The organism is Falsiroseomonas algicola, assembly GCF_011040385.1.
In the GTDB taxonomy this organism is placed as follows: domain Bacteria; phylum Pseudomonadota; class Alphaproteobacteria; order Acetobacterales; family Acetobacteraceae; genus Falsiroseomonas; species Falsiroseomonas algicola.
Genome location: NZ_JAAIKB010000001.1, coordinates 961,391 through 974,274, shown reverse-complemented (window position 1 = coordinate 974,274; position 12,884 = coordinate 961,391). Strand labels below are relative to the sequence as shown.

Sequence of the window (12,884 nt, the reverse complement as noted above, 5' to 3'; positions counted from 1 at the left end):
GACTCAAGCCTCCTTCGGCGGGCGCTGTTCCAGCGCCTCGATCCGGTCGAGGGCGCGGCGAAGCAGTTGCATCATCTCCAGCAATTCGCGTTCGCGCAGCAGGTCGATCTTCTCATGCAGCAGCGTGATGTCGGCCTCCGCGCGCAGGTTGACCTGGTAATCCGCGAGCGCGCGGTCCCGGTCGAGGTCGGACTGGCGGTTCTGGCTCATCATGATGATCGGCGCGGTATAGGCGGCCTGGAAGGACAGCATCAGGTTCAGGAGGATGAAGGGGTAGGGATCCCAGGCGTGGCCGCCGGCCAGCGCATTGGCCAGGATCCAGGCCGCCAGCAGGCCCGACTGTATCACGATGAAGCGCCACGACCCGACGGTGGCCGCCACCGAATCGGCCAGGCGCGCCCCCAGCGAAGGCGGGGGCGGGGCGCTGCCGCGGCGCTGCTTGGCGCGGGCAATGGTCCTGCGGAGATGGTTGGGGGGATGGGGGTGCGCCTGGGTCATGCGGGGTGGTCCGTCCCGTTTCGATCCCAGCCTATACCCATGGCGCCGGCGCAGCCCCGCGCTCCTTCAATGGCTGCGCCGCATCAATGGCTGTGGCGCAGCGTGCCGCCATCCACATGGATCACCTGGCCGGTGATGTAGCGCGCCCGCGGCGAGCACAGGAACGTCACCAGCACGCCGAGATCCTCCGGCTCCCCGATGAAGCCCACGGGCACTTCCGCGGCCGCCCAGGCCTGGCGGGCTTCCTCCGTCGGCAGGATGCGGGCGTCGATCTGCTCCGACCGGATGCGGCCAGGTGGTACCGAATTCACCGTGATGCCATCCCGCCCCAGCTGCCGGGACAGCGCCTTGGCCCAGATATGCACGGCGCCATTGGGGGCATTGGCCGCGTTGATGATGTGCGGCTCGTCGGAGCCCGTCAGGTTGACGATTCGCCCGTATTTCTGGGCGCGCATGGCGGGGACGAAGGCGTGGGTCATGCGCCGACCGGCGTGGAAGTTGATCTCCATCGCCTCCATCCAGACGTCGTCGGTGCCGAGGTCGGTCTGCGGGCGGCTGCCGCCGGCATTGTTCACCAGGATGTCGCAGCGGCCGAATCGGCCCAGCACCGCATCCCGCGTGCGCTCCGCCGCGCCCTTGTCGGTGAAGTCGTCGACGATCACCAGCGGCTCCGCAGTGGCGGGAAGGCTCGCGGCCAGTTCCTCCAGTAGGTGGCGGCGGCGGGCGAGGATGGCGAGCTTGCAGCCTTCCTCCGCCAGCAGGCGCGCGATGGTGCGGCCGAGTCCGGCGGAGGCGCCGGTGACGAGGGCGACCTTGCCCGTGAGTTGCAGATCCATGCGCGGGTCCTCCGTGATGCCGACGCAGGGTGCGTCGGGCGGCGCGCAAGCGAAAGGGGCCGCCCCTTGCGGAGCGGCCCCTTCCTGTCGGGTCCGGTGGCCAGGGCTGCGATCAGCCCTCGGCCAGCGCGGCTTCCTTCTTCTTGCGCAGCGCGGGCAGCAGCATGGTGATCAGCGCGATCGCACCGATGGCCAGCAGCGTGGCCGAGATCGGGCGCTGGATGAACACCATGGGATCGCCACGGCTCAGCAGCATGGCGCGGCGGAGGTGTTCCTCCATCATCGGCCCCAGCACGAAGCCGATCAGCATCGGCGCGCCTTCCAGCTTCAGCTTGGAGCAGAGGTAGCCGAACAGGCCGAACAGCATCGTCAGGTAGACGTCGAAGACGTTGTTGTTCAGCGAGTACACGCCGATGGCGCAGAAGATCAGGATGGCCGGGTAGAGGTGGCGGTAGGGCACCTCCAGCAGCTTCACCCACATGCCGATCATCGGCAGGTTGATGACGAGCAGCATCAGGTTGCCGACCCACATGGAGGCGATGAGGCCCCAGAACAGGTCCGGCTGGGCTTCGACCATGCGGGGGCCGGGCTGGATGCCCTGGATGATCAGCGCGCCGACCATCAGCGCCATCACGGCGTTGGCCGGGATGCCGAGCGTCAGCAGCGGGATGAAGCTGGTCTGGGCGGCGGCGTTGTTGGCCGCCTCCGGGCCGGCCACGCCCTCGATGGCGCCGGTGCCGAATTCATGCCGGAACTTGGAGACCTTGCTCTCCATCATGTAGGAGCCGAAGGCGGCGAGCGAGGCGCCGCCGCCCGGCAGGATGCCGAGGGTGGAGCCGATGGCCGTGCCGCGCAGGACCGGGGCGATGGAGCGCTTGAACTCCTCCCTCGTCAGCCAGAGGCTATCGACCTTGTTGGTGAGGACCGAGCGGCTTTCCGGGCGTTCGAGGTTGAGGATGATTTCGGCGATGCCGAACATGCCCATGGCAACGGCCACGAAGCCGATGCCGTCGGAGAGTTCAGGCACGCCGAAGGTGAAGCGCTGCTGGCCGGTCTGCACGTCCGTGCCCACCAGGCCGAGCGCCACGCCCAGCACCACCATCGCGATGGCCTTGACGATGGAGCCCTGCGCCAGGACCGCCGAGATGATCAGGCCGAGCAGCATCAGGGAGAAGTAGTCCGCCGGGCCGAAGGAGAGCGCGACGGAGGTCAGCAGCGGGCCGGAGGCCGCCACCAGCAGGGTGGAGATGGTGCCCGCGAAGAAGGACCCGACCGCCGCGATGGTCAGCGCCGCGCCGGCCCGGCCCTTGCGGGCCATCTTGTAGCCTTCGAGGGTCGTGACCACCGAGGAGACTTCGCCCGGCAGGTTCAGCAGGATCGAGGTGGTGGAGCCGCCATACTGCGCGCCATAGTAGATGCCGGCGAGCATGATGATGGCCGTCGTCGCCGACATGCCGAAGGTGATCGGCAGCAGCAGCGAGATGGTCGCCACCGGACCGATGCCCGGGAGCACGCCAATGGCGGTGCCGATGAAGGCGCCAAGCAGCGCGAAGGAGAGGTTCTCGAAGCTCAGCGCGACGCTGAACCCGAGATAGAGGTTGGCGAAGAGATCCATGGTTCCTTCTTTCCTCGCGCTCAGCCCATGCCCAGGAAGACTGGGAAGAGGTTCACCCGGATGTCGAGCTCACGAATGAACACGAACCAACAGAGCGCCATCAGGAACACCATCAGGCCGAGCACGCCGAGCGGGCGGTGCGTGCGGTCACCCAAGGCCGCGACGCCGACCAGGCCCGCGATCGACAGGAACAGGCCCCCGCTTTCCAGCAGCAGGGCGAAGACGACGAGGGAGGCGAGGATGAGGGTCAGCTCCCGCCAGGCCCAGCGCTCCAGCCGGTCCGGACCGTTGAAGAGCCCCAGGAGCAGCACGATGGCGCCGAGGCCCATCAGCAGCCAGAACGTCATCATCGGCATATAGCCAGGGCCCATGCGCCGGGCGGTGCCCAGCGTATGGTCCTGGTTCAGCCAAAGCCCGATGACCGCGATACCGATCAGTAGGGCTCCGGACGCTACGTCCTTCGCATTGATTTTCATCCGCACCTCGTTCCTGCCCGGCCTTCGCCGGTGCCAGTCCGTTCCCGTCAACCTTCACGAGGGCAGTGTCGCCGCCGCCCCCGCAACTCCCCACAAGGCAGACCACGGCCGCGGCCGCTTCACTGACCCTGCATTCACCCTAGGCACCGCGCCTTCGCTCACGCAATCGGGAGCAATCAGGATCAGCGCCTATTCGACTGGTTGTCTAGTCCGCCGTCGCCCCCGATGCGCGAACGACCGGCGCCCAGCGCTCGACCTCGCTGGCCACGAAGGCGCTGAACTGCGCCGAGGTCATGTCGCCCGGCGACCCGCCCATCTCGGCGAAGCGCTGGCGCGCTTCCGGCGTGGCGATCACCGCCATCGTCTCCCGGTGCAGCCGCTCCACGATCGGGGCGGGCATGCCGGCGGGGCCGGAAAGGGCGAACCAGGACGTGCTGACCAGGTCGAAGCCCTGCTCGCGGAAGGTCGGCACATCGGGGAAGGCCGGGTGGCGTTCGGCGCTGCTCATCGCGATGGCGCGGACGCTGCCCTGCCGGATGTGGCCGGCGGCGGAGGGCAGGCTGTCCGACATCATCGGCACCTGGGCCGCGATCACCGCCGTCATGGCCGGGCCCGCGCCACGGAACGGGACATGGGTATGCTCGATCCCCGCCAGGTCGCTGAAGCGGACCAGCAGGAGGTGGTTGGAGGAACCGGCGCCGGAGGAGGCCATGTCGAGCCCGCCGCGGCGCGTCTTCGCGATGCGCACGAGGTCGGCGAGGTTCGCGATCTCGCTGCGCGGGTTCACGACCCACACGGAGGGGTTGGTGATCACCATCGCGATGTGCGTGAAGGACCGCACGGCGTCGTAGCGGACGCGATTGCCGTAGAGCGCCGGGCTGATCGCATGGCTCGCGATGTTGCTCATCACCAGCGTCTGCCCGTCCGGCGCGGCGTCAGCGACCATCTGGCTGCCCGTCGTGGCGCCGGCACCCGGCCGGTTCTCCACCACCACCGGCACGCCGAGGCGCTGCGCCAGCCCATCGGCCACGAGGCGAGCGGCAAGATCCGTGCTGCCACCGGGGGCGAAGGGAACCACCAGGCGGACGGCGCCCGAAGGCCACGCTTGAGCACGCGACAGCGACGGCAGTGCCACCGCGGCGGCGGCCCCTGCGATCAGCGCACGACGATGGACGACCTCCGGCATTTGGCCTCCTTGAACGTTGGCAGGCGTATGGCATGGGGTTTTAACCCCTAGCAAGCCGCTGCGCCTTGCCATGAAGACTTCTTCACCTAGCATGGCGCCACGAAATTGCGCGGAGAAACTTCGTATGCTCATCAATGATCCCGGCCGGCGCATCCGGGAGGCTGTTTCCGTCCTGGAGCCCGGGCTGGTCGCCATCCGGCGTGACCTGCACGCTCACCCTGAATTGGCCTTCGAGGAGACACGCACGGCGGGTGTCGTCGCAGGCGAACTCGCGCGGCTGGCAATACCGCATCGAACGGGACTTGGCCGCACCGGCGTCGTTGGCGTCATCGAAGGCGGTCGCCCGGGCCCCACTCTGGCCATCCGCGCCGACATGGATGCGCTTCCGATCCAGGAGGATACGGGCCTGCCCTTCGCCAGCACGGTGGCGGGCAAGATGCACGCCTGCGGCCACGATATCCACACGACGACGCTGCTCGGCGTCGCTGCCGTGCTGAAGGACCTGGCGCCGCAACTCGCCGGCCGCGTGCTGCTGGTCTTCCAGCCGGCCGAGGAGATTCTTGAAGGTGCGGCCGCGATGATCGCGGATGGCGCGGCGGAGGGCATCGACCTCGCGCTCGGCTTCCACAACCACCCTGACATGAAGGTCGGCACCTTCGGCTTCGCGCGCGGCGCCTGCCTCGCCGCCTCCGACCGCTTCGACCTGATCGTCCGTGGCAGGTCCGGCCATGCCGCGCATCCCTATGCCGCGGTGGATCCCATCGTCGCCGCCGCGCATTTCGTGGCGCAGGCGCAGACGGTGGTGAGCCGGGAGATCAAGCCGCTGCATCCGGCGGTTGTGACGATCGCCCAGTTCACCGGCGGCACGACCTACAACATCATCCCCGAACGCGTGCATCTCCGCGGCACCGTCCGCACGCTGCACCAGGCCGCGCGCGACACGGCGGAGGAGGCGATCCGCCGACTCGTCGCCGGGCTGGAGACCACGATGCGCGTGGCCTGTACGCTCGACTACCAGCGCAAGGTGCCGCCGCTGGTGAATGATGATCGCGTGCTCGAACCCACCATGGCGGCCGTGCGAGCACAGTTCGGCGAGGTGGTGGAGGAGGGCGAGCCCTCCATGGGCAGCGAGGACTTTGCCGAGTTCGCCGCCCGGGCGCCCGCCTTCCAGTTGCGGATCGGCAGCGGCGCGGAGGGGCGCGACGACCGGCTGCACAACGACAAGTACCAGCCGGATGAGCGCTGCATCGGCCTTGGCGTGCAGGCGTTGAGCCGCGCCGCGCTGGAATTGTTGTCGTGAGAATCTGCGTCTTCGGCGCCGGTGCCATCGGCGGGCACCTCGCGGCGCGGCTCGCGCGCGGGGGGGCGGAGGTCTCCGTGGTGGCGCGGGGCGCGCATCTCGCGGCGATGCAGGCGAACGGCCTGACGGTCCATGCGCATGACGGCACGCATGTCGTGCCCGTGCGGGCGAGTGCCGATCCCGCCGATCTCGGCCCGCAGGATGCTGTGGTGGTCACGGTGAAGGCGCCGGCGCTGCCTGCCGTCGCCGCCGGCATCGGCCCGCTGCTGGGACCGGAGACGCCTGTCGCCTTCGTGATGAACGGCATTCCCTGGTGGTACTTCCTGGCGGGCGAGGTGCCGCATGCCGGCCTCCGCCTGACGGAGATCGACCCGGATGGCGTGCTGGAACGCCGCATCGGGATCGGGCGGACCATCGGCGGCGTCGTCTATTCGGCGACGGAAGTGGTGGCGCCAGGCGTGGTGCGATCCGAACACGGCAACATCCGCGTCATCGTGGGCGAGCCGGATGGCCGTATCAGCGACCGCGCCAAGGCGCTGTCGGCCGTGCTGGAAGCGGGTGGCATGCCATCGCCGGTGACGCCGACGATCCGCACCTCGGTCTGGACGAAGCTGCTGGGCAATCTCTCCTCCGGCCCGATCTGCACGCTGACGCGGCGCGGCGTGCGCGACAGCCTCTCCGATCCCGCGCTCCGCGCCATGGCCCGCACCATCGCGGAGGAGGGTCGCGGCATTGCTGCCTCCCTCGGCATCAGCATCCCCGATGCCGACATCGATCGCGTCGCCGCCAGCAACATGCAGCACAAGCCATCGATCCTGCAGGATCTGGAACTGCGGCGGCCGATGGAGATCGACGCGCTGTTCGGCGTGCCGCTGAAGCTCGCGGCGCTGACGGGGGCGAGCGCGCCGAACCTGTCGCTGCTGGTGGCGCTGGTGAAGCAGGCGGCGCGGGGCGAGGGGCTCTACCCGCCGATCGGGTAGGAGAGGGGCGCCAGGTCCGGCGCCACCCAGCCCCGGCGCGCGGCGACCGAGAAGAGCACGCTCTCCGACCAATGGGCGGCCATGATGCGCTTGCCGGTGCCGAGTGGCCCGGCGAGCAGCGTGTTCACGCGGACATGCGGGGGCGCGGTGGCGTCATCCGCCGCGAGGGCGTTCCGCAGCGCCGCCACGAAGAACAGCGTGATGGTGTGGTGGTAGCCGCGCATGTCGTTGTTCGGCACGCCATGGCTGTCGTTCAACCGGCGGATCAGGCCGGGCAGCGCCTGCTCCGGCACCAGTTCGGGATGCAGCAGCATGAGCCCGGCGGTGGCGGCGACATGGCCCTGATGGGTCCATCGCGCCTTGGGCAGGGTGGCGTCGAGCAACGCCTGGACATGGGCGGCGAGCGCCGCATCATCCTCGAAGGTCATCGGGGCATCTCCGCCTGCCCCAGCACCCAGCCTTCCCAACGGCGGATCCAGGGGTCGTCCGGCACATGGTCGGGCTGCCGGCCATCGAGCACCGCGATCATCGCCAGCAGGCCGAGCACGCAATCCAGCCGATCCTCCCCCGCCGCATCGGCGCCGAAGCCATCCCGCATCATCGCTGCCAGCGCCGGGGATGGCGTGACGCCGAGCCGAGCCATGGCGGCGGCCAAGGGTTCGGCGAGCGCACGGCGCGGCGCTTCCGCCCGCTTGCTGCCGCGCATCACGAGGCCGAGCTGGCGCAGCGCCTCCGCCGGATAGACCTCCGCCAGCACGGCCCGGCCAGGGGCGAGAAGGGCGTGGAGCGGGCCATCGAAGGGCCAGAGGGCGATGGGCGCGCCCTCGGCCAGTGCCGGCACCAGCCAGTCCCGCCAGGCGGCGATGGCCGCCTTGCCCGACTGGTTCGCACCCAGCGTCCAGAACACCGGCGCGCCGGCGGGTCGCAGCGCGGTGGCACGGTCGCACCAGCGCGACAGGCTCTGGGCGGAGCCGAGGCCGAGCGCAGCCGCATGTGCCGCGCGGGTCATGCCCTTCACGCCGCGGGCGGGGTAGAAAGGGCGCGCGGGCCCCACCGTATCGAGCGTCGCGCTGACGGTGAAGAAATCCGGCGTCGCACCGAGGCCAGACAGGAATTCACGAAAACCCGATTCAGGGCGCGAAGCCGCCCAGTCGCGCGGCACGCCGAGCGGCAAGTCCAGCCCGAGCGCCACCGGGTCACCCGCGGCCAGCAGGGAGGGAAGCAGCGCGGCGGTGTCGCCTACCGGGCGCGGCGCCTCCGCCTGCCAGGCGCCATCGCGGCGCCGCGCCACGGCCATCCAGCGCTTGCCGGGGCTGATGCTCCAATCCGCATGGGCGGCGATCACGGCGGCTTTCGCTTCCAATGGCTGCGCCCGCTCATGCCATAGTGGCGTCGAGGCCGGGAGAGGATGTCCGATGTCGAGCACCAGCGGGGTTCAGCCCATCCGCGGCCAGGACGCCATGCATCCGGACGGGCAGTATTCGGCACTGGCAAAGCTGTTCCACTGGGTCACGGTGCCGCTGATGGGCCTGGCGCTCGCCTCCGGCCTGGTCATCCGCTTCATCAAGGATGACCCGAAGATGCCCTTCTATGCGCTGCATGAGAGCCTGGGGCTGCTGATCCTCGGCCTGGCCGTGGCGCGCCTCGCCTGGCGGGGCCTCAGCAGGCCGCCGGCGCTGCCGGACCACCTGCCGGCCTCCATGCGCGCGGCGGCGGCGGGGGTGCATCACGCGCTCTATGCCGCGCTGATCCTGCAGCCCCTGCTCGGCTTCTTCACCACCAACGCCTATGGCTTCCCGCAGCAGGGAGCGACGGCCTTCCTCGGCTTCATCGACCTGCCGAAATTCATGGAGCCGTGGGAGGGGCTGGCCGTGGCCTTGCACTGGGCCCACAGCATCATCGGCTGGCTCTTCCTGCCGCTGCTCGCCGCGCATATCGGCGGCGCCATCTTCCACCACGCCATCCGCAAGGACGGCACGCTGATGCGGATGCTGTGAGGCGCTACTTCTTGAGGGGCTGGTGCGCCTTGTCGAGCAGGCGGCCGAACCATCCCTTGGGCGCGGCGGGCTTCTCGGCCTCCGCCACCTTGGCGGCTTCAGCCGCTTCCTGCTTCGCGCGGCGCTCCTTCTCGGCCAGCCACTTGTCCAGTGTCATGCCGGCCTTGGCGGCGCGCTTCGCCTCATAGGCGCGCTGACCCTCGGTGAGTTCCTGCGGCTTGGCCATGGGCGGAAGCACTCCCTCTCGCGCCAGTGAATGGCGCGGCGCGGGCCGCTTCGCAAGGGTAGCGCCCCCGGCGACAAGGGGGCGCTTGCAACCGGGCGCCGCTGGGCGGAGGGTGCGGCCCCATGGATCCACGCGTGAAGGCCGGCATCTGGGTTTCGATGGCATTGCGCCTGTCCGACATCGCCGGACGGTCGGGCGCGGTGCTGCGCAAGGGGGACCCGGATTCGGGGGGCATCCTCTGCGTGCTGCGGGGCAGGGAGGGGATCATGGTCCTCTCCCAGGTCCGCGATGCGGAAGGCCGCCCCGCCTGGCTGCGCGGCACCGGCCCCGCGCCGGTCGGTGACCAGGCGGCGGATGCCTATGTCGAACGCCAGGTGAAGCGGGACCCCGACCTCTGGGTGGTCGAATTCGACGCGCCGGACCTTAAGACCCCCTTCGAGGCGACGATCCTGTAGCGCGCCCGACCGGCGCGTCAGGCCGCGGCCTGGCGGCGCAGCTGGCTGGCCAGGTCGCCGATGGCGGCCTTCAGCGCCTCGCCCTGGCGGGCGACCTCGGTGCTGGCGCGCTTCACCTCCTGCAGCGCCGTCACAGCCTGCCTCGCCGCATCGCCGACACCCGCGATGCCGCCGGAGACGGTCTTCGTGCCGGCCGCGGCGTCGTTTGCCGCCCGCGCGATCTCCCGCGTCGCCGCGCCCTGCTGTTCGACGGCGGAAGCGATGGCCGTCGCGGTCGTGCTGGCCTTGTTCACCGCCTCCCCGATCCCACGGATGGCGTCCACGGCGGCGCGGGTCGTGGCCTGGATGTCGGCGATCTGGCGGTTCACGTCTTCCGTCGCCTTGGCGGTCTGGGCGGCCAAGGTCTTCACCTCGCCGGCCACGACGGCGAAGCCCTTGCCGGCCTCCCCGGCGCGGGCGGCCTCGATGGTGGCGTTGAGCGCCAGCAGGTTGGTCTGGCCGGCGATGTCGCCGATCAGGCGAGTCACCTCCCCGATCTTGCGGGCGCCATCGGCCAGCGCGGCCACCGTCTCATCCGTCGCGCGGGCGCGGTCGGCGGCCTCGCCCGTCGCGGCGGCGGAGGAGGCGACCTGGCGGGCGATCTCGGAGACGGTGGCGGAGAGCTCCTCCGCGGCCGCCGCCACGGTCTGCACCGAATTGCTGGCCTGCTGGGCGCCGGTGGCGGCGCCGGCGGTCTGTTCCTGGGTCAGCACCGCGGTCTGGCCGACCGTGGTGGCGGAGGCGTCGAGCTGCGTGGCGGCTGCCCCCAGCGTGGCGGCCACGGCACCCAGCGTGGCTTCCACCTGTTCCGCCAGCTGCAACGCGGTGGTGCGACGGACCTGTTCATTGGCCTCGCGGGCCGCGGTGGCTTCGGCTTCCAGCTGGCGGGCGCGGATGGAGTTCTGCTTCAGCGCCTCCACCGCCTGCGCCATGCCACCCAGCTCATCGCCGCGTTCGGTGCCGGGGACGGCCTGGTCGAGCTTCCCATCGGCGATGCTGGCCAGCGTGGTGGTCAGGCGCTTCAGCGGGCGGACGACGGAAAGCAGAACCATCAGCCCGGCCAGCAGCAGCGTCACCGGCAGGCCGAGCCCGACGGAGAGCAGCGCCGTGCGCTGGATGGCCTCGAGCGCATGGTCCATTTCCTCATGCTGGGCCAGGGCGAAGGCCGCGGCGCGCTCCTCGATCTGGCGGAGCAGCGTGCGCATCTCCGCCACCGGGCGTGCGCCCTCCAGCGCCAGCCGCCCGGCCTCGTCGAAGGTGCCGGCACGCGACAGGTCGCGGATGCGCTGGGCCGTGGCGTCATAGGCGGAGAGCGTCTCCCGCACCTTGGCGAGGTCGCGCTGCCCTTCGGTGCTGGCGCTGCGGGCGACCTCTGCCAGCCGCTCGGTCAGCAGCCCGCGCTCGCGCTCCATCGTCCGCTCGAAGGCCTGGCGGCGTTCGGCCGGCAGGTCGATCGGCAGGAACTCCACGGCGCGGGCATAGGACAGGAGGTTGCTGGTGGCGCGGCCGGCGTCGAATACCCGTTCGGACGCTTCGCGATTCGCATTCGACCGCGCGTCGATGTCGTTGGCTGCGCTGTAGGCGTTCCATCCCAGCAATCCCGCCACGACGCCGACCAGCGCGATGGCCGCCAGGATCTTGGGCAGCAAGCGGATGCGGTTGACCAGGGTGAGCATGCAGGGGGACCTCGATATCCAGCGGAGCCGGGCATCCCGCCCGTGCTCGCGTTCTTGTTATCGAGGGGGCTGTTGATGACTTCTTACCCCCGAAAACACATGACGGATTAGCCACGCCAAGCGAAGAACTGGTCCAGATCACTGCCGGGCATGCGCGCTGCCAGCGCGTCCAGGTCGCCGTCGCGCAGCCGGCCCACTGCTTCCGTCACCGCGCGCCAGGCAATGGCGGCGAGCGCGCCACCGATGCTGACGCGGCGCACGCCAAGCGAAGCCAGTTGCGCCATCGACAGGCCGATGGGCCGATGCACCAGCACATTGACGGGGCAGGGGCCGGCGGCGGCGACGACGGCCTCGATCTGCGCTGCCGTGCTCAGGCCAGGTACGTAGAGGATGTCGGCGCCGGCATCGCGATAGGCGGCGATGCGACGCAGCGATTCGGCCAGCGGATCGGGATGGCCCGTCAGGAAGCACTCCGCGCGACCGACCAGCATGACATCGGCGCCGCTGGCATCGATGGCGTCGCGCGCGGCGCGAAGGCGTGCGATCGAGTCGGACAGGGCGAAGAGCGGTCCTGCCGCATCACCCGTCGCATCCTCGATCGACAAGCCGGCGACGCCGGTGGCGACGCAGCGCGTGACCGCCTCCGCCACCGCCGCCGGGCTGTCGCCGAAGCCATGCGCGAAATCGGCATTCACCGGCAGGTCGGTCGCCCGCACGATCTCCTCGATGCTCGCCAGCGTCGAGTCGAGGTCCATCCCGCCATCCGGCAGGCCGCGCGCCCAGGCGGCGCCGCTGCTGGTGGTGGCCAGCGCCTTGAACCCTTGCCGCGCCAGGTAGCGCGCGCTGCCGGCATCCCAGGGATTCGGCAGCAGGAAGCAGCCTTCCGCATGCAGCGCGCAGAAGGCGGCGCGGCGGGCGGCCCAGGGGGAAGCGGCGCCGTCCATCACTCCGTGCCGAAGCAGCGGTCGCCGGCATCGCCAAGGCCGGGGACGATGAAGCCGCGATGGTCCAGCTTCTCATCCAGCGCCGCGGTGAAGATCGGCACGTCCGGATGCGCGGCGGCGAGCTTCGCCACACCCTCCGGCGCAGCGACGACGCAGACGAAGCGCAGATGCGGCGCGCCGGCTTCCTTCACGCGCTGCACGGCGGCGATCGCGCTGCCGCCAGTGGCCAGCATCGGATCGAACAGGATCGCCCCGCGCGTCTTCACCTCCGGCGGCATGCGCAGCATGTACTGGCTGGGCTTCAGCGTGTGTTCGTCCCGCACCAGGCCGACATGGCCGACCGGTGCCTCGGGCAGAACCTGCATGCCACCTTCCATCAGGCCCAGCCCCGCGCGCAGCACCGCCACCAGCACGGGCTCCGGCGCGGCCAGCATGCGGTGGTCCATCTCCGTCAGCGGCGTCGTCACCCGGGCCAGCGTCGTCTCCAGCCCGCGCGTGGCTTCCATCGTCAGCAGCGCGCCGATCTCCGCCAGCAGGCGGCGGAAGCGGGCGGAGGGGGTGGCGGCGTCGCGCAGCACGCCCAGGCGATGGGCGAGCAGGGCGTGATCGACGATGTGGAGTTGCGGGACCATCTCGGGCTTCCAGGCAGGGGTGGC

Annotated in this window: 15 protein-coding genes; 4 read left to right on the top strand and 11 right to left on the bottom strand. The window is 70.4% G+C overall.

All coding sequences use genetic code 11. The annotated features are described in order from the left end of the window. Positions 1–3 precede the first annotated feature (3 nt). The 5 genes from G3576_RS04715 to G3576_RS04695 form a co-directional block, all read right to left on the bottom strand. On the bottom strand, positions 4–498 hold the full coding sequence (locus G3576_RS04715; protein WP_164693136.1) for a DUF1003 domain-containing protein: 495 nt from the start codon (positions 496–498) through the stop codon (positions 4–6). A gap of 83 nt (positions 499–581) precedes the next feature. After that, on the bottom strand, positions 582–1,334 hold the full coding sequence (locus G3576_RS04710; protein ID WP_164693135.1) for an SDR family NAD(P)-dependent oxidoreductase: 753 nt from the start codon (positions 1,332–1,334) through the stop codon (positions 582–584). Between the two features lie 112 nt (positions 1,335–1,446). Then, complete coding sequence (locus G3576_RS04705) at positions 1,447–2,949, bottom strand: tripartite tricarboxylate transporter permease (protein WP_164693134.1); 1,503 nt, start codon at positions 2,947–2,949, stop codon at positions 1,447–1,449. Between the two features lie 20 nt (positions 2,950–2,969). Beyond that, on the bottom strand, positions 2,970–3,425 hold the full coding sequence (locus G3576_RS04700; RefSeq protein WP_164693133.1) for a tripartite tricarboxylate transporter TctB family protein: 456 nt from the start codon (positions 3,423–3,425) through the stop codon (positions 2,970–2,972). A 205-nt stretch (positions 3,426–3,630) separates the two neighbouring features. Then, positions 3,631–4,611, bottom strand: a complete 981-nt coding sequence (locus G3576_RS04695) for a Bug family tripartite tricarboxylate transporter substrate binding protein (protein ID WP_164693132.1) — start codon at positions 4,609–4,611, stop codon at positions 3,631–3,633. Between the two features lie 124 nt (positions 4,612–4,735). Between G3576_RS04695 and G3576_RS04690 the strand changes: the two genes are divergently transcribed. Together G3576_RS04690 and G3576_RS04685 are read left to right on the top strand one after the other, a co-directional pair. Then, positions 4,736–5,911: a M20 metallopeptidase family protein gene (locus tag G3576_RS04690; protein ID WP_164693131.1), complete on the top strand. Its 1,176-nt coding sequence runs from the start codon at positions 4,736–4,738 to the stop codon at positions 5,909–5,911. Then, the gene (locus G3576_RS04685) at positions 5,908–6,891 is read left to right on the top strand and encodes a ketopantoate reductase family protein (RefSeq protein ID WP_164693130.1); all 984 of its coding nucleotides are present in this window, start codon (positions 5,908–5,910) and stop codon (positions 6,889–6,891) included. Before G3576_RS04690 ends, G3576_RS04685 begins: the two co-directional genes overlap by 4 nt. Here G3576_RS04685 and G3576_RS04680 read toward each other — a convergent pair. Together G3576_RS04680 and G3576_RS04675 are read right to left on the bottom strand one after the other, a co-directional pair. Beyond that, a complete protein-coding gene (locus tag G3576_RS04680; RefSeq protein ID WP_164693129.1) occupies positions 6,873–7,319 on the bottom strand; it encodes a hypothetical protein in 447 nt (148 codons plus the stop codon). The genes G3576_RS04685 and G3576_RS04680 overlap by 19 nt on opposite strands. Continuing rightward, positions 7,316–8,236, bottom strand: a complete 921-nt coding sequence (locus tag G3576_RS04675; RefSeq protein ID WP_328728427.1) for a hypothetical protein — start codon at positions 8,234–8,236, stop codon at positions 7,316–7,318. Before G3576_RS04675 ends, G3576_RS04680 begins: the two co-directional genes overlap by 4 nt. A gap of 70 nt (positions 8,237–8,306) precedes the next feature. On the opposite strand from G3576_RS04675, the gene G3576_RS04670 reads away from it, so the two are divergent. After that, on the top strand, positions 8,307–8,888 hold the full coding sequence (locus G3576_RS04670) for a cytochrome b (RefSeq protein WP_164693128.1): 582 nt from the start codon (positions 8,307–8,309) through the stop codon (positions 8,886–8,888). A 4-nt stretch (positions 8,889–8,892) separates the two neighbouring features. Here G3576_RS04670 and G3576_RS04665 read toward each other — a convergent pair whose 3' ends face one another. Next, positions 8,893–9,114 carry a hypothetical protein gene (locus tag G3576_RS04665; protein ID WP_164693127.1) on the bottom strand — a complete coding sequence of 74 codons (222 nt, stop codon included), beginning with the start codon at positions 9,112–9,114 and terminating at the stop codon, positions 8,893–8,895. Positions 9,115–9,236: 122 nt separating this feature from the next. Here G3576_RS04665 and G3576_RS04660 point away from each other — a divergent pair, with 122 nt between their 5' ends. After that, positions 9,237–9,569 (top strand): DUF1491 family protein, encoded by a 333-nt coding sequence (locus G3576_RS04660; RefSeq protein ID WP_164693126.1) that lies wholly within the window; start codon positions 9,237–9,239, stop codon positions 9,567–9,569. 17 nt (positions 9,570–9,586) lie between these two features. Here G3576_RS04660 and G3576_RS04655 read toward each other — a convergent pair whose 3' ends face one another. From G3576_RS04655 to upp, 3 genes are all read right to left on the bottom strand, one after another. After that, entirely contained in the window at positions 9,587–11,284 is a 1,698-nt protein-coding gene (locus G3576_RS04655) for a methyl-accepting chemotaxis protein (RefSeq protein WP_164693125.1), read from the bottom strand. A gap of 107 nt (positions 11,285–11,391) precedes the next feature. Next, on the bottom strand, positions 11,392–12,228 hold the full coding sequence (locus G3576_RS04650) for an isocitrate lyase/PEP mutase family protein (RefSeq protein WP_164693124.1): 837 nt from the start codon (positions 12,226–12,228) through the stop codon (positions 11,392–11,394). Further along, complete coding sequence (gene upp, locus G3576_RS04645; protein ID WP_164693123.1) at positions 12,228–12,860, bottom strand: uracil phosphoribosyltransferase; 633 nt, start codon at positions 12,858–12,860, stop codon at positions 12,228–12,230. The genes G3576_RS04650 and upp overlap by 1 nt, the downstream gene beginning before the upstream one ends. Positions 12,861–12,884 lie beyond the last annotated feature (24 nt).